Source organism: Enterobacter chuandaensis (assembly GCF_003594915.1).
In the GTDB taxonomy this organism is placed as follows: Bacteria; Pseudomonadota; Gammaproteobacteria; order Enterobacterales; family Enterobacteriaceae; genus Enterobacter; species Enterobacter chuandaensis.
In genome coordinates, this window is record NZ_QZCS01000010.1 from 36,069 (window position 1) to 53,115 (window position 17,047).

General features: G+C 53.7%; 14 protein-coding genes and 2 tRNA genes. 1 reads left to right on the top strand and 15 read right to left on the bottom strand.

What is annotated here, in order from left to right:
* Positions 1-135: 135 nt before the first annotated feature.
* The 11 genes from D5066_RS15670 to D5066_RS15720 form a co-directional block, all read right to left on the bottom strand.
* Positions 136-2,031: a DEAD/DEAH family ATP-dependent RNA helicase gene (locus D5066_RS15670; protein WP_119916476.1), complete on the bottom strand. Its 1,896-nt coding sequence runs from the start codon at positions 2,029-2,031 to the stop codon at positions 136-138.
* Entirely contained in the window at positions 2,024-2,104 is an 81-nt protein-coding gene (yrbN, locus tag D5066_RS23355) for a protein YrbN (protein WP_100122156.1), read from the bottom strand. Before yrbN ends, D5066_RS15670 begins: the two co-directional genes overlap by 8 nt.
* A 107-nt stretch (positions 2,105-2,211) precedes the next feature.
* Positions 2,212-3,096 (bottom strand): lipoprotein NlpI, encoded by an 885-nt coding sequence (gene nlpI / locus D5066_RS15680; protein ID WP_061096959.1) that lies wholly within the window; start codon positions 3,094-3,096, stop codon positions 2,212-2,214.
* 109 nt (positions 3,097-3,205) lie between these two features.
* Positions 3,206-5,338: a polyribonucleotide nucleotidyltransferase gene (pnp, locus tag D5066_RS15685; RefSeq protein ID WP_080328308.1), complete on the bottom strand. Its 2,133-nt coding sequence runs from the start codon at positions 5,336-5,338 to the stop codon at positions 3,206-3,208.
* A gap of 242 nt (positions 5,339-5,580) precedes the next feature.
* Positions 5,581-5,850 (bottom strand): 30S ribosomal protein S15, encoded by a 270-nt coding sequence (rpsO, locus tag D5066_RS15690; protein WP_003861789.1) that lies wholly within the window; start codon positions 5,848-5,850, stop codon positions 5,581-5,583.
* 154 nt (positions 5,851-6,004) lie between these two features.
* Positions 6,005-6,955, bottom strand: a complete 951-nt coding sequence (gene truB, locus D5066_RS15695) for a tRNA pseudouridine(55) synthase TruB (RefSeq protein ID WP_119916477.1) — start codon at positions 6,953-6,955, stop codon at positions 6,005-6,007.
* A complete protein-coding gene (rbfA, locus tag D5066_RS15700; RefSeq protein ID WP_041907887.1) occupies positions 6,955-7,359 on the bottom strand; it encodes a 30S ribosome-binding factor RbfA in 405 nt (134 codons plus the stop codon). Before rbfA ends, truB begins: the two co-directional genes overlap by 1 nt.
* A gap of 102 nt (positions 7,360-7,461) precedes the next feature.
* Positions 7,462-10,149, bottom strand: a complete 2,688-nt coding sequence (gene infB, locus D5066_RS15705; RefSeq protein WP_080328310.1) for a translation initiation factor IF-2 — start codon at positions 10,147-10,149, stop codon at positions 7,462-7,464.
* A gap of 24 nt (positions 10,150-10,173) precedes the next feature.
* Positions 10,174-11,676: a transcription termination factor NusA gene (nusA, locus tag D5066_RS15710; RefSeq protein ID WP_014885374.1), complete on the bottom strand. Its 1,503-nt coding sequence runs from the start codon at positions 11,674-11,676 to the stop codon at positions 10,174-10,176.
* A 28-nt stretch (positions 11,677-11,704) separates the two neighbouring features.
* On the bottom strand, positions 11,705-12,157 hold the full coding sequence (gene rimP / locus D5066_RS15715) for a ribosome maturation factor RimP (RefSeq protein ID WP_165853353.1): 453 nt from the start codon (positions 12,155-12,157) through the stop codon (positions 11,705-11,707).
* 207 nt (positions 12,158-12,364) lie between these two features.
* Positions 12,365-12,441 (bottom strand) — tRNA-Met (locus D5066_RS15720).
* A 287-nt stretch (positions 12,442-12,728) separates the two neighbouring features.
* Here D5066_RS15720 and argG point away from each other — a divergent pair.
* Positions 12,729-14,075, top strand: coding sequence for an argininosuccinate synthase (gene argG / locus D5066_RS15725; protein WP_119916479.1), 1,347 nt, complete (start codon positions 12,729-12,731; stop codon positions 14,073-14,075).
* Positions 14,076-14,216: 141 nt separating this feature from the next.
* Here argG and D5066_RS15730 read toward each other — a convergent pair.
* The 4 genes from D5066_RS15730 to folP all read right to left on the bottom strand — a co-directional run bounded on the left by D5066_RS15730 (position 14,217) and on the right by folP (position 17,047).
* A tRNA-Leu gene (locus tag D5066_RS15730) sits at positions 14,217-14,303 on the bottom strand.
* A gap of 9 nt (positions 14,304-14,312) precedes the next feature.
* The gene (gene secG / locus D5066_RS15735) at positions 14,313-14,645 is read right to left on the bottom strand and encodes a preprotein translocase subunit SecG (protein WP_021242256.1); all 333 of its coding nucleotides are present in this window, start codon (positions 14,643-14,645) and stop codon (positions 14,313-14,315) included.
* A gap of 223 nt (positions 14,646-14,868) precedes the next feature.
* Positions 14,869-16,206 (bottom strand): phosphoglucosamine mutase, encoded by a 1,338-nt coding sequence (gene glmM, locus D5066_RS15740; protein WP_080328312.1) that lies wholly within the window; start codon positions 16,204-16,206, stop codon positions 14,869-14,871.
* Complete coding sequence (gene folP, locus D5066_RS15745; RefSeq protein ID WP_080328313.1) at positions 16,199-17,047, bottom strand: dihydropteroate synthase; 849 nt, start codon at positions 17,045-17,047, stop codon at positions 16,199-16,201. The genes glmM and folP overlap by 8 nt, the downstream gene beginning before the upstream one ends.

Here is a 17,047-nt window from a genome sequence, read left to right on the forward strand (position 1 = left end):
TTTCTCCAGTCAATCATGCGGTTCTGCATTTTAATGTGACGCACTGTACCAGTACAAGAGTACAAAGGGAATAAAAAAAGCCCCGATAGCGTCTATCGGGGCTGTATATTTTACTTTACGTCAGAAGCGAAAGGCTTACGCGTCACCGAAACGACGACGGCTGGTGCCTTCTTCACGACGTGGGCCACGGTTTTCACGGCGCTCACCGGAGAAACGACGACCTTCACCACCGCGACCTTCGCGGCGACCGCCTTCACGGCGCTCGCCGCCGAAACCTCGACCACCGCCACGACGTTCACCGCCGCGGTCAGGACGTGGCTGCGCATCGCCCAGCAGCTGCATGTTCATCGGCTTGTTCAGGATACGGGTGCGAGTAAAGTGCTGCAGTACTTCGCCCGGCATGCCTTTTGGCAGCTCGATGGTGGAGTGGGATGCGAACAGCTTGATGTTACCAATGTAACGGCTGCTGATGTCGCCTTCGTTAGCGATCGCGCCAACGATGTGACGAACTTCAACACCATCATCACGGCCCACTTCAATGCGATACAGTTCCATATCGCCCGCGTCACGACGTTCACGACGTGGACGGTCTTCACCACCACGCTCTGGGCGGTCGCCACGTGGACCACGATCGTTACGGTCGCCACGACGTTCGAAGCGATCGTCACGGTCACGGAACTCACGCTTAGGACGCATCGGTGCATCTGGTGGCACGATCAGGCTACGTTCGCCCTGAGCCATTTTCAGCAGTGCGGCAGCCAGGGTTTCCATATCCAGCTCTTCGCCTTCAGCGACAGGCTGAATCTGCGACAGCAGTGCACGGTACTGATCCAAATCGCTGCTTTCCAGCTGCTGCTGTACTTTTGCGGCGAATTTTTCCAGACGGCGTTTGCCCAGCAGGTCTGCGTTTGGCAGGTCCGCTTCTGGAATGGTCAGCTTCATGGTGCGTTCGATGTTGCGCAGCAGACGACGCTCACGGTTCTCAACGAACAGCAGCGCACGACCCGCACGACCCGCACGACCGGTACGACCGATACGGTGAACGTAAGACTCGGAGTCCATCGGGATGTCGTAGTTTACAACCAGGCTGATACGCTCAACGTCCAGACCACGTGCTGCCACGTCGGTTGCAATCAGGATATCCAGACGGCCGTCTTTCAGACGCTCCAGCGTCTGCTCACGCAGAGCCTGGTTCATGTCGCCGTTCAGCGCTGCGCTGTTGTAGCCGTTACGCTCCAGCGCTTCAGCCACTTCCAGGGTCGCGTTTTTGGTACGCACGAAGATAATCGCCGCATCAAAATCTTCCGCTTCCAGGAAACGTACCAGCGCTTCGTTTTTGCGCATGCCGTACACGGACCAGTAGCTCTGGCTGATATCCGGGCGAGTAGTTACGCTGGACTGAATACGCACTTCCTGCGGCTCTTTCATGAAGCGGCGGGTAATGCGACGAATCGCTTCTGGCATGGTTGCAGAGAACAGCGCGGTCTGGTGACCTTCCGGGATCTGAGCCATGATGGTTTCGACGTCTTCGATGAAGCCCATACGCAGCATTTCATCGGCTTCATCCAGTACCAGGCCGCTCAGTTTAGAGAGATCCAGGGTACCGCGCTTCAGGTGATCCAGCAGACGGCCCGGCGTACCGACGACAATCTGTGGGCCCTGGCGCAGGGCGCGTAACTGCACGTCATAACGCTGGCCGCCGTACAGGGCTACCACGTTTACGCCGCGCATATGTTTAGAGAATTCCGTCATGGCTTCAGCAACCTGAACAGCCAGTTCACGGGTTGGAGCCAGAACGAGGATCTGCGGTGCACGCAGGTCCGGATCGATGTTGTTCAGCAGCGGCAGCGAGAATGCTGCAGTTTTACCGCTACCAGTCTGGGCCATGCCCAGTACGTCACGACCAGAAAGCAGGTGTGGAATACACTCAGCCTGGATCGGAGATGGTTTTTCGTAACCCAGATCGTTAAGGGCTTCAAGGATAGGAGCCTTCAGGCCCAGATCTGCAAAAGTGGTTTCGAATTCAGCCATGTAGTACGAGTGCCTCAATGTCAATGGCGGCCAGTCTACTTAGCTCATCGTGAAAATGATTAGCAATTTTCATTGAAAAGTGTGAACCGGCTCAAAGTAGGTGTATTGACGAACAACAACGCCCTCACCAGTTAAGGTGATGGCAATCAAAAGATTACGGGCTGATGTTTATGTCGTCAGCTATTGCTGGTCCGATTCTGCCAGGTCGTCTTGCTCCTGGCCCAAGAGCGATAATTCCAACAATGCATAACGGTGCTCAACGAAATTGTGTACGTTGTTAGCAACCGCTAATTTGAACAGTGCCGTAGCGCTGTCCATATCCCCCAGACTTAGGTAGTACTTACCTAAATAGAAGTTGGTTTCACTGAGATGCTCAGCGAGCGAGGTGTTATCCGTTGCGTCCGCCTTGAGGCGTTCCATCAGCGTTGCTTCGCTAATGTTGCCCAGGTAGAACTCGACAATGTTCCATCCCCACTGTTCCTTGTCCGATTTATCGAAGCGCTGTTTCAGGGCTTCTTTTGCCTGCTTCTCATCGAGCTTACGCTCAACGATGTAAAGCCACAGACTACGGAAAGGATCATTAGGATCGTCTTGATAAAACGCCAGCAGATCATCTTGCGCTAACTTATCACGACCGCCGTAATACAATGCGATACCGCGATTCAAGTGCGCGTAGTTGTAAGTTGGATCAAGCTCAAGTACAGAATCAAACGCTTCATAGGCAGCATCAAAATTGCCTGCCTGCGTTAAATAAATGCCTAAGTAATTGAATACTTCAGGCATATCAGGTCGGATAGCCAGCGCTTGTGAAAAATCATTTCGCGCTAATGCCCTCAGACCGAGACTATCATACAACACTCCGCGCTCATATAAAAGCTGTGCGCGTTCGTCATCGGTTAAAGCCCGACTGGCAAGTATTTGTTCCATGCGTGCCAGAATCACTTCCTGTTGCAAAGTCGGTTGCAATGGCACTGCGAGGACTTCGCTCTTACGCCAGGCAGAGTTGCTGCATCCTGCCAGCGTTAAAGCTGTCGCAACGAAACACCAGCGCAAAAAAGGCTTCATTTCCCACTCCCGAAGACAACTATTGGATGAACGTCCTGTCCCCCGGCGGCTTAACAAGGCGTCCTGCCTGATAATAAACCCTCCGCCGAAGCGGAGGGCAAATGCTACCTTACTCGCCTTGTTCTGCGGCTGGCGCTTCTGGCGCAGCGGCAGGAGACTGCTCGGTTGCTTCTTTAATGCTCAGACGGATACGGCCCTGGCGATCAACTTCCAGAACTTTAACCGGCACTTCCTGACCCATCTGCAGGTAATCGGTCACTTTCTCAACGCGCTTGTCAGCGATCTGAGAGATGTGAACCAGACCTTCTTTACCGCCACCGATGGCAACGAACGCGCCAAAGTCAACGATACGGGTCACTTTACCCGCGTAGACGCGGCCCACTTCGATCTCAGCGGTGATTTCTTCGATGCGACGGATAGCGAATTTCGCTTTCTCGCCGTCGGTTGCTGCGATCTTCACAGTACCGTCATCTTCGATTTCGATGGTGGTGCCTGTTTCTTCGGTCAGCGCGCGGATTACGGAACCGCCCTTACCGATAACATCTTTGATCTTGTCTGGATTGATCTTGATGGTGTGAATACGCGGAGCGAATTCAGAGATATCACCGCGTGGTGCGTTGATAGCCTGTTCCATCACGCCCAGGATGTGCAGACGCGCACCTTTAGCCTGGTTCAGAGCAACCTGCATGATCTCCTTGGTGATACCTTCAATTTTGATATCCATCTGCAGAGCAGAGATACCGTCGCGGGAACCCGCCACTTTGAAGTCCATATCGCCCAGGTGGTCTTCGTCACCCAGAATGTCAGACAGAACAACGAAGTTGTCGCCTTCTTTCACCAGACCCATTGCGATACCCGCAACAGCGGCTTTGATCGGCACGCCTGCATCCATCAGCGCCAGAGAGGCACCACACACGGAAGCCATGGAGGAAGAACCATTGGATTCGGTGATTTCAGACACCACACGTACGGTGTACGGGAATTTGTCTGCTTCTGGCATCACTGCCAGCACGCCGCGCTTCGCCAGACGACCGTGACCAATTTCACGACGCTTCGGTGAGCCAACCATACCGGTTTCGCCCACAGAGTACGGAGGGAAGTTGTAGTGGAACAGGAAGTTGTCAGTACGCTCGCCCATCAGTTCGTCGATGATCTGCGCATCACGTGCAGTACCCAGGGTCGCGGTAACCAGCGCCTGCGTTTCACCACGGGTAAACAGCGCGGAACCGTGAGTACGTGGCAGAACGCCAGTACGCACATCCAGACCACGGATCATATCTTTTTCACGGCCATCGATACGCGGCTCGCCTGCCAGTACGCGGCTACGAACAACGTTTTTCTCGATAGCGTGCAGGATTTCGCTCAGCTCGTTAGCGTCCAGCGCTTCGTCTTCAGCGATCAGGGTGGCGATGGTTTCATCTTTGATCACGTCAACCTGAGCATAACGCTCCTGTTTGTCAGTGATGCGGTATGCATCGCTCAGACGAGATTCTGCCAGTGCAGCAACGCGTGCGTTCAGCGCGTCGTTTGCCGCTTCTGGCTGCCAGTCCCAACGAGGCTTACCGGCTTCTTTCACCAGGTCGTTGATGTTCTGGATAACAATCTGCTGCTGCTCGTGACCGAACACCACAGCGCCCAGCATCTGGTCTTCGCTCAGCAGTTCAGCTTCGGATTCAACCATCAGCACCGCTGCTTCAGTACCGGCAACAACCAAGTCCAGCTTACTTTCTTTCAGCTCTTCCTGAGTTGGGTTCAGCACGTACTGGTCGTTGATGTAACCGACGCGCGCAGCACCGATTGGGCCATTGAATGGAATACCAGACAGTGACAGGGCAGCAGAAGCACCGATCATCGCAACGATGTCCGGGTTAACCTGTGGGTTAACGGAAACAACGGTCGCAATAACCTGAACTTCGTTAACGAAGCCTTCCGGGAACAGCGGACGAACCGGGCGGTCGATCAGACGCGCGATCAGGGTTTCGCCTTCGCTTGGACGGCCTTCACGACGGAAGAAACCACCCGGGATTTTACCGGCAGCGTAGGTGCGCTCCTGGTAGTTAACGGTCAGCGGGAAGAAGTCCTGACCTGGTTTAGCTTTTTTCTGGCCAACTACGGTAACGAATACAGCAGTGTCATCCATGCTTACCATAACGGCAGCAGTAGCCTGACGCGCCATCATGCCGGTTTCCAGCGTGACGGTATGCTGACCATACTGGAATTTACGAACGATCGGATTCAGCAAAATTCTGTCCTTTCTTAAATGTATGACAGCACACCACCGGCGTGCTGTCGATTTAACCCGACCTTCTTCGCATCCTCGCGACTAATGACAACCGACACCCCCATGGGTGAAGCCTCTCATTAGCCGCGCGAACCTCTGCAATGAAGATCATTTATAGCAACAATACAATAGTTTCCCTTGAATTGCTGCCGTCTGGTTGAAAAAAGGGGCCATCAGGCCCCCTTTTCTGAAACTCGCAAGACTTAGCGACGCAGACCCAGACGCTCGATCAGCGCGGTGTAGCGTGCAACATCTTTACGTTTCAGGTAGTCGAGCAGTTTACGACGCTGAGAAACCATGCGCAGCAGACCACGACGGCTGTGGTGATCTTTTTTGTGCTCTGCAAAGTGACCCTGCAGGTGGTTAATCTGTGCAGTCAGCAGTGCAACCTGAACTTCGGTAGAACCGCTGTCGTTAGTACCACGACCAAACTCAGAAACGATTTTAGCTTTAGCTTCAACGCTTAGAGACATTTTCAAACTCCAAAGTATAAAGAATGTAAGGGTGCCGATCTCTAATTCAGCGACCCCATGTACGCCCCGCAAATTGTTAAACAATTTACCGGGCGTTAAGCGGCGATATTCTACTCGTCTCCCCTGCTTATCGCAAGGTGAGGCGTAATCACCGTCACGCGTCGACCGGATATTCGACGACCAGACGACGCGGCGCAACGCGCCCTTCACCGTCCATTTCGCCCATACCGATGAATTTCCCTTCGTCACCTTCCGTCACGCGTACCAGTCCATCCAGCGGCGCATCCGCCGTACGAACCGGGTTTCCGTTCTTAAAGTAAACGGACGATGTTAAAGGAAGATTAACGATCGGGAAGTCCGCTGCCGGACTGTCCATTGGCATCAGCAAAGGATCCAGCAAATCTGCTGGTGCCACTCCCTGCGCTTGTGCCTGTTCAGCCAGCGCGCGCAGTTGCTCAAGCGTCACCATGCGCTCGACCGGATATTTACTGACCGCCAGACGACGCAGATAAATCACATGCGCGCCGCAGCCCAGCTTTTCACCGAGGTCATCAATGATGGTACGAATATAGGTCCCTTTCGAACAATGCACTTCCAGCTCCAGCTCATCGCCTTCGTGGCGAATAAACAGCAGCTCATACACGGTAATCGGACGGGCTTCACGCGGGACGTCAATTCCCTGGCGCGCATATTCGTAGAGCTTCTTGCCCTGATATTTCAGCGCCGAATACATCGACGGCACCTGCATCGTGTCTCCGCGGAAGCTTTCCAGCGCCGCATCAAGCTGTTCGGCGCTGAAGGTCACCGGGCGCTCTTCTACTACCTGACCATCCGCGTCGGAAGTATCCGTACGCTGGCCCAGTTTAGCGATAACGCGGTAGCGTTTATCGGAATCGAGCAGGTACTGGGAAAACTTTGTCGCTTCACCCAGGCAAATCGGCAGCATGCCGGTCGCCAGCGGATCCAGCGCGCCGGTGTGGCCCGCACGGTTAGCGTTATATATACGCTTCACTTTTTGCAGCACGTCGTTGCTGGATGCACCCTGCGGTTTATCCAGCAGCAGCACGCCATGCACGTCGCGACCGCGACGACGAGGACGACTCATCAGTCCTCCTTGCTGTCGTCCGTCGGGTTAACACGACGTTCGTCGTCATGTTTCACCACGCTGGTCACCAGGTTGGACATGCGCATACCTTCGACCAGCGAGTTGTCGTAGAAGAAGGTCAGCTCTGGCACGATACGCAGGCGCATCGCTTTGCCGAGCAGAGAGCGGATGAAACCAGAGGCTTCCTGCAGTGCTTTAATGCCGTTCTTCACCGCCGCTTCGTCCTGATCGTTCAGGAAGGTTACGAACACTTTGGCATAGGCCAGGTCACGAGACATTTCTACGCCGGACACGGTAGTCATCATACCGATACGCGGGTCTTTAATTTCGCGTTGCAGGATGAGCGCAATCTCTTTCTGCATCTCCTGCGCCACGCGCTGCGGGCGACCAAATTCTTTCGCCATAATAAATTCTCCAGACAAAAAAGGGGCTAAAAGCCCCTTTTAAAATTATTGCCGGGTGGCACGAGGCAATCCCGGCCTACATATGGACTTATCCCTAAAGGATTAGTCGATGCTGCGTTGGATCTCGATGATCTCGAACACTTCGATCATATCGCCAACGCGAACGTCGTTGTAGTTCTTCACGCCGATACCACATTCCATGCCGTTACGGACTTCGTTAACGTCATCTTTGAAGCGGCGCAGGGATTCCAGCTCGCCTTCGTAGATAACCACGTTGTCACGCAGTACGCGGATTGGGTTGTGACGCTTGATGGTACCTTCGGTAACCATACAGCCCGCGATCGCACCGAATTTCGGTGATTTGAACACGTCACGTACTTCAGCCAGACCGATGATCTGCTGTTTCAGCTCAGGAGACAGCATACCGCTCATCGCCGCTTTCACTTCGTCGATCAGGTTATAGATGACGGAGTAGTAGCGCAGATCCAGGCTTTCCGCTTCGATCACGCGGCGAGCAGATGCATCAGCACGCACGTTGAAGCCAACCAGAATAGCGTTGGATGCCGCAGCCAGGGTTGCGTCGGTTTCGGTGATACCACCTACGCCAGAACCGATGATCTTCACTTTCACTTCGTCGGTAGACAGTTTCAGCAAGGAGTCGGAGATCGCTTCCACAGAACCCTGAACGTCCGCTTTCAGAACAACGTTCACTTCGTGAACTTCGCCCTCGGTCATGTTGGCAAACATGTTCTCGAGTTTAGATTTCTGCTGACGCGCCAGTTTCACTTCACGGAATTTACCCTGACGATACAGAGCAACTTCACGCGCTTTCTTCTCATCACGGACTACGGTCACTTCGTCACCGGCAGCCGGAACACCGGACAGACCCAGGATTTCCACTGGAATGGACGGACCCGCTTCCAGCACTTCCTGACCCAGTTCGTTACGCATCGCACGAACGCGACCGTATTCGAAACCGCACAGAACGATGTCGCCTTTGTTCAGCGTACCTTCGCGAACCAGAACCGTTGCAACCGGACCACGACCTTTATCCAGGAAGGATTCGATCACCGCGCCGCTCGCCATACCATTACGGATCGCTTTCAGCTCCAGAACTTCAGCCTGCAGCAGGATAGCGTTCAGCAGGTCGTCGATACCGGTACCCGCTTTTGCAGATACAGGGATGAACTGCGCTTCGCCGCCCCACTCTTCCGGCATAACGCCGTACTGAGACAGTTCGTTCTTCACGCGGTCCAGATCGGCTTCTGGCTTATCGATTTTGTTGACCGCAACAACCAGAGGCACCTGAGCCGCTTTCGCGTGCTGGATAGCTTCAATGGTCTGTGGCATAACGCCATCGTCTGCTGCAACAACCAGTACAACGATATCCGTAGCCTGAGCACCACGAGCACGCATTGAGGTGAACGCTGCGTGGCCTGGGGTATCCAGGAAGGTGATCATGCCGTTTTCAGTTTCTACGTGGTAAGCACCGATGTGCTGGGTAATACCACCCGCTTCGCCGGAGGCAACCTTCGTAGAACGAATGTAGTCGAGCAGAGAGGTTTTACCGTGGTCAACGTGACCCATGATGGTCACAACCGGTGCACGCGGTTCAGCCGCAGCGCCAGTGTCACGGTCGCTCATGACTGCTTCTTCCAGCTCGTTTTCACGACGCAGGATAACTTTATGGCCCATCTCTTCGGCAACCAGCTGTGCGGTTTCCTGGTCGATAACCTGGTTGATGGTTGCCATTGCGCCCAGCTTCATCATCGCTTTGATGACCTGAGAGCCTTTAACCGCCATCTTGTTCGCCAGATCGCCAACGGTGATGGTTTCGCCAATTACGACGTCACGGTTAACCGCCTGAGCTGGCTTCTGGAAGCCCTGCTGCAGAGAAGAACCTTTACGCTTACCGCCTTTACCACCGCGAACCGCAGCACGTGCTTCTTCGCGGTCAGCTTTAGATTCAGCGTGTTTGTTACCTTTCTTCGCCGGACGCGCGGCTTTTGCATTACGACCACGGCCACGGCCGCCTTCTACTTCACGGTCGTTATCATCTTCAGCCTGACGCGCATGCTGAGAAGTGGTCACGTGATAGTCGCTGGTATCTTCAGTCGGTTCAGCGGTGTTCACGCCATTCTTCTCGTTTTCTTCAGCCATACGGCGCGCTTCTTCAGCGACGCGGCGAGCTTCTTCTTCCAGCTTACGGCGGGCTTCTTCTTCCGCTTTACGCTTCAGCTCGGCAGCTTCATTTTCACGGCGGGCTTTTTCAGCCTGGGCGGTTTTGGTCATTTCGTCTGTCTGTTGATTGCTCACTTTGTCTTTTTCCGCAGCGTCACGCTTCACTTTATCACTGGCGTCGCGTTTCGCTTTTTCTGCGGCCTCACGTTCAGCTTTTAATTCTGCTTCACGTTTGGCGGCTGCTTCCGCCTCACGCTGAGCTTGTTCTTCCGCTTCACGCTGTGCCTGCTCTTCCGCGGCAAGGCGTTCTGCCTCTTGCGGATCACGTTTTACAAAGGTGCGCGTCTTGCGGACTTCGATTTGTACCGATTTGCTTTTGCCACCGGTACCAGGGATGTTTAACGTGCTGCGCGTTTTGCGCTGCAGCGTTAACTTGTCAGGCGTAGAACCATGTTCGCGGTTCAGATGCGTTAACAAGGTTTGTTTTTCTTGCGCGGTCACCGAGTCATCAGCGGACTTCGGGATCCCTGCATCAGCAAATTGCTGTACCAGGCGGTCCACGGAGGTCTGAATCTCAGCAGCCAGCGATTTTACAGTTACATCAGTCATGCTGTTCCTTCCTGCTACAGTTTATTACGCTTCGTCGCCGAACCAGCAAATATTACGTGCGGCCATGATGAGTTCGCCGGCTTTCTCGTCGGTTAAACCTTCGATATCAGCCAGGTCATCAACGCCTTGCTCAGCGAGATCTTCCAGCGTACAAACACCACGGGCAGCCAGCTTGAACGCAATCGCACGATCAAGACCTTCCAGATTCAGCAGGTCATCAGCCGGCTTCTTATCGCCAAGGCTTTCTTCCTGAGCCAGTGCCAGGGTGGTCAGTGCGTTTTTAGCGCGTTCACGCAGGGCTTCAACGGTTGGCTCATCCAGACCGTCAATTTCCAGCAGCTCTTTCATTGGCACATAGGCCAGTTCTTCCAGCGTAGAGAAACCTTCTTCTACCAGAACAGTGGCGAAGTCTTCGTCAATGTCGAGGTATTTGGTGAAGGTATCGATCGCCGCATGGGCTTCAGCCTGATGCTTAGCCTGCAGGTCATCAACGGTCATGACGTTGAGTTCCCAGCCGCTCAGCTGTGACGCCAGGCGTACGTTCTGACCGTTACGGCCAATTGCCTGCGCCAGGTTGCCCGCTTCAACAGCGATATCCATGGTGTGTTTGTCTTCGTCAACAACGATAGACGCCACATCAGCCGGAGCCATTGCGTTGATCACGAACTGCGCCGGGTTGTCGTCCCACAGAACGATATCGATACGCTCGCCGCCCAGTTCGGTAGAAACCGCCTGAACGCGCGCACCGCGCATACCGACGCAAGCACCGACCGGGTCGATACGCTTGTCGTTGGTTTTCACCGCAATTTTCGCACGAGAGCCTGGATCGCGAGCTGCTGCTTTGATCTCAATAACTTCTTCGCCGATTTCCGGTACTTCGATGCGGAACAGTTCAACCAGCATTTCTGGTTTAGAACGGGTCACGAACAGCTGCGCACCACGCGCTTCAGGGCGCACGGCGTACAGAACACCACGAATACGGTCGCCCGGGCGGAAGTTTTCACGCGGCAGCATGTCTTCACGCAGGATCACGGCTTCAGCGTTGCCCGGCATCCCTTCGGATTTAATTTCCAGAGAGATGTTGTCACGGTTCACTTTCTTCACCACGCCAGTGATGATTTCGCCTTCCTGATCGCGGAACTGATCGACAACCAGAGCGCGTTCGGCTTCGCGCACTTTCTGCACGATAACCTGCTTAGCGGTCTGGGTGGTGATACGGTCGAAGGTCACAGATTCAATCTGATCTTCAACGTAGTCACCCACGTTCAGACTTTCGTCTTCAAAACGTGCAGCTTCCAGGGTGATCTCTTTGGTCGGCTGGGTCACTTCTTCTACGATTACCCAACGACGGAATGTATCGAAGTCACCGCTTTTACGATCGATTTCTACGCGAACATCGATCTCTTGTTCGTATTTTTTCTTGGTTGCTGTAGCCAGTGCACTTTCCAGCGCTTCGAAAATCTTCTCACGCGGCAGTGATTTCTCGTTGGAGACGGCTTCAACAACAGCCAAAATTTCTTTGTTCATCGCGGGCTTTTCACCTCAATCCAGACTGTTAAAAGTGGGGAACCAGGTTCGCCTTCTGGATATTACTCAGCGCGAACATTTCATCTTTGCCTTCGACTGTCACCGTGATCATTTCACCATCAACGGCTTTGATAATTCCCTGCCATTTACGGCGGTTCTGTACGGCCATACGCAGAACGAGAGCCACTTCTTCACCGGTAAAGCGCACATAGTGCTCGGCCGTGAACATCGGGCGATCGAGGCCAGGTGAGGAAACTTCCAGGTTGTACGCAACGGTAATCGGGTCTTCAACATCAAGAACCGCACTCACCTGGTGGCTGACATCAGCACAATCATCAACATTGATGCCATCTTCACTATCAATATAGATGCGCAGCGTCGATGTACGGCCGCGAACGAATTCGATGCCGACCAGTTCGTAGCCCAGTGCTTCGACCGGTGCAGTAATCATCTCTGTTAATTTTTGCTCTAATGTGGACAAGCCCACCCCCAAGACATAAAAAAAGGGCGTAAAGCCCAGTTATTCTGTAGTCAGATAACAAAAAACCCCGATAAATCGGGGCTTTAGATAACTGAACCCTATAGCCACAACTGTGGCCTGGAGCACTCTCCGAAAGAATTTTTTCAAATCCAGCTACGAAGGCTCTAAGTCTTCACAGTATATTTGAAAAAGAACTTTATGGGAAAGTGGTTGCGGGGGCCGGATTTGAACCGACGACCTTCGGGTTATGAGCCCGACGAGCTACCAGGCTGCTCCACCCCGCGCCTGAAACGTGGCAAATTCTACGCGTTTTGGACAGAATTTGCAAATAATGCTGGGATTTGGTACCGAAGACGGGACGTAAAATCGGCGTTTAGTATATTGATAGTTGACCCCACCTGTCAACCCAGCTTCCGCCAGACAGAACAGACCAAATTTTTTACAAAAAACGCACGAGTCTCTTTCGGTCTTCGACAAAAGATGATTAAATGAATACTCACTTATTTTGCATAAAAATGCACACGAGAGCGAAAGCGGTCTCTAATCAGTCAATCAAGCAGGGTTTTATTCTATGACGACGATTCTCAAGCATCTTCCGGTAGGACAACGTATTGGCATCGCTTTCTCAGGCGGCCTGGATACCAGCGCTGCACTGCTGTGGATGCGCCAGAAGGGAGCGGTTCCGTATGCATATACTGCGAACCTGGGTCAGCCGGATGAGGACGATTATGACGCGATCCCTCGTCGTGCTATGGAGTATGGCGCAGAGAACGCACGTCTGATTGACTGCCGTAAGCAGCTGGTTGCTGAAGGTATTGCCGCTATTCAGTGCGGTGCGTTCCATAACACCACCGGCGGCCTGACCTATTTCAACACCACCCCGCTGGGCCGTGCCGTCACCGGCACCATGCTGGTTGCCGCCATGAAAGAAGATGGCGTGAACATCTGGGGTGACGGCAGTACCTATAAAGGCAACGATATTGAACGTTTCTATCGTTATGGTCTGTTGACCAACGCCGAGCTGCAGATCTACAAGCCGTGGCTGGATACCGACTTTATCGACGAGCTGGGTGGTCGCCATGAAATGTCCGAGTTTATGATTGCCTGCGGCTTTGACTACAAAATGTCCGTTGAGAAAGCGTACTCAACCGACTCCAACATGCTGGGTGCGACGCACGAAGCGAAGGACCTGGAATTCCTGAACTCCAGCGTGAAGATCGTTAACCCGATCATGGGCGTGAAGTTCTGGGACGAGAACGTGAAGATCCCGGCGGAAGAAGTGACCGTGCGTTTCGAACGTGGTCATCCGGTTGCCCTGAACGGCAAGACCTTCTCTGATGACGTTGAACTGATGCTGGAAGCAAACCGCATCGGCGGTCGTCACGGTCTGGGCATGAGCGATCAGATTGAAAACCGTATTATCGAAGCGAAAAGCCGCGGTATCTATGAAGCGCCGGGGATGGCGCTGCTGCACATCGCTTACGAGCGTCTGCTGACCGGTATTCACAACGAAGACACCATCGAGCAGTATCACTCTCATGGTCGTCAGCTGGGCAAACTGCTGTATCAGGGTCGCTGGTTCGATCCGCAGGCGCTGATGCTGCGTGACGCGCTGCAGCGTTGGGTAGCGAGCGCGATCACCGGTGAAGTGACGCTGGAACTGCGTCGCGGTAACGACTACTCCATTCTGAACACCGTGTCTGACAACCTGACCTATAAAGCAGAGCGTCTGACCATGGAGAAAGGTGATTCAGTATTCTCGCCGGACGACCGTATTGGCCAGCTGACCATGCGGAACCTGGACATCACCGATACCCGTGAAAAGCTGTTCAACTACGTTGAGAACGGCCTGCTCTCCGCGAATTCAGGTAACGGTCTCCCACAGGTTGAGAACCTGGAACACAGCGATAAGAAATAATCGACAGCAAGATATGCAAAAGGCGCCCAACAGGCGCCTTTTTTATGTGGTATTTATAGGGCGGGTAAGCGCAGCGCCAGTCCACCACCACAATATACAAACGAAAAAAAGACGTCTTTCGACGTCTTTCTTCTGGAATATTGGTACCGAGGATGGGACTCGAACCCACAAGCCCGTTAGGGCACTACCACCTCAAGGTAGCGTGTCTACCAATTCCACCACCTCGGTACGGAATACTTACTGCGGGATATCGCTGGTTGGCTTAGCCGGTGCAGCTGGCTGAGTCTGCTCAGTTTTCGCTGGCGCGCTCAGATTTTCCCACTCGCTTCCTTTACTGGTCTTGTTGCTGTTGATATTGCCAAGTACCAGACTGATGATGAAGAACAGCGTAGCCAGAATCGCCGTTGTGCGGGTCATGAAGTTCGCAGAACCACTTGAACCGAACAGCGTACCGGAAGCGCCTGCTCCGAAGGAGGCTCCCATATCAGCGCCTTTACCTTGCTGCAGCATAATCAGCGCTACGAGAGCGATGGCTACAATAAGGAAAACAACTAAAAGAGCTTCGTACATAATCAACCTGTTCCTTGCGGATTTGCCGCATACCAATGCTTCGACCAATTAGCAGGATTTTTGTTTCCCACTGAAGCGGGTGTGAATACTAACCAAAGCGAATCACCTTCGCAAGGGCATTTTCGACGCATTGTATCAACTGCGGAAAAAAACAGCAAAAAGCCATTAATTGCTTAAAACAAAGGCGGCAAGCGCCGCCTTTTTAAACACTTACTGTGAAGGATTATGCAGCTTTAACGGCATCCGCAATGCGGTGCGCAAATTCCGTTACCTGCGCTTCGTCCTCACCTTCCACCATCACGCGGATTAACGGCTCGGTACCTGACTTACGCAGCAGGACGCGGCCACGGCTGCCCAGAGCCGCTTCAACATCAGCCATCACCGCTTTTACGTTGTCATTTTCAAGCGGATCGCCTTTACCCGCTGTGAAACGCACGTTTACCAGGATCTGCGGGAACATTTTCATGCCGCTGCACAGGTCGTGCAGGCTCATATGGTTGCGCGCCATCGCGGCAACCACCTGAAGCGCGGCAACAATGCCGTCACCGGTGGTGGTTTTGTCGAGGAGGATCACGTGACCGGAGTTTTCCGCACCAATACGCCAGCCTTTCTCCTGCAGCTTTTCCAGCACGTAGCGGTCGCCCACTTTCGCGCGAACAAACGGAATTCCCAGCTGTTTCAGCGCCAGCTCCAGACCCATGTTGCTCATCAGGGTACCGACAGCACCGCCGCGCAATTGCCCCTGACGCAGCCCTTCACGGGCAATGATGTACAGGATCTGGTCGCCGTCGACTTTGTTACCTTCGTGGTCAACCATGATCACGCGGTCGCCGTCGCCGTCCAGCGCAATGCCCAGATCGGCTTTTTCTTCCAGCACGCGGGCCTGAAGAGCACGCACGTCCGTCGCCCCGACCTGCTCATTAATGTTCAGACCATCCGGCTCGCAGCCAATGGCGATCACTTTCGCACCCAACTCGCGGAAAACATTCGGCGCAATGTGATAGGTCGCACCGTTCGCACAGTCCACCACAATTTTAAGATGCGCCAGGCTCAGCTCGTTCGGAAAAGTGCCTTTGCAGAATTCGATATAACGACCCGCCGCATCGACGATACGGTTCGCTTTACCCAGCTCTGCGGAATCAACACAGGTGATCTCTTTTTCCATTTCGGCTTCAATGGCCTCTTCCACTTCGTCCGGCAGCTTGGTGCCGTCGATGGAGAAGAACTTGATGCCGTTGTCGTAGAACGGGTTATGTGAAGCAGAAATCACGATTCCGGCTTCAGCACGGAAGGTACGGGTCAGATAAGCGACCGCAGGCGTTGGCATTGGACCTGTAAACGAAGCAGAAAGCCCCGCCGCCGCCAGACCGGCTTCGAGCGCAGATTCGAGCATATAGCCTGAAATACGGGTATCTTTGCCAATGATGATCTTACGTGAGCCATGACGCGCCAGAACCTTACCCGCAGCCCAACCCAGCTTCAGAACAAAATCAGGGGTGATGGGTGCATCGCCAACACGCCCACGGATGCCATCGGTACCAAAATATTTACGATTACTCATAGCGTTTGTTTTCCTTCGCTGCCAGTGTGGCTTCCACCACACGCATGGCTTCTACTGTTTCTTTGACGTCATGGACACGAATTATATGCGCGCCTTGCATCGCGGCAATCACCGCGCATGCCAGACTGCCGCTCAGGCGCTCGCTCGGCCCAACATTCAGCAATTGCCCAATCATCGATTTTCTCGACATCCCCACCAGCAGGGGCAGGCCGAAATGATGAAATTCCGATAAGCGCGCAAGCAACGCGTAATTGTGAGAGAGATTTTTACCGAAACCGAACCCCGGGTCGAGCAGCAATTTCTCTTTTGGGATGCCCGCACGTTCACAGCGTTCAATGTGCTCAATAAAGAAGCGATTTACGTCGGCATAAACATCGTCATACTTCGGCGCTTCCTGCATCGTTTTCGGCTGCCCTTGCATGTGCATCAGGCATACCGGCAGACCTGTCTCCGCGGCTGCTTCAACGGCACCGGGCTCGGTCAGTGAGCGGATATCATTAATAATGTGAGCGCCCACTCTCGACACTTCACGAATCACCTCTGGCTTGGAGGTGTCCACAGAGATCCAGACCTCAAAGCGCTGAGCGATCGCTTCAACCACCGGTACCACGCGCGCCAGCTCCTCTTCCACAGAAACGTCCGCCGCGCCGGGACGCGTCGATTCGCCGCCAACGTCAATGATGGTGGCGCCTGCATTAATCATTAAATTTGCGTGCTTAACCGCGTCAATTAGCGTGTTGTGCGTGCCGCCGTCAGAGAAGGAGTCAGGAGTGACATTCAGGATCCCCATCACGTGTGGATGTGAAAGATCGAGATGCGAGTCCTGGGCGAATAATTTCAT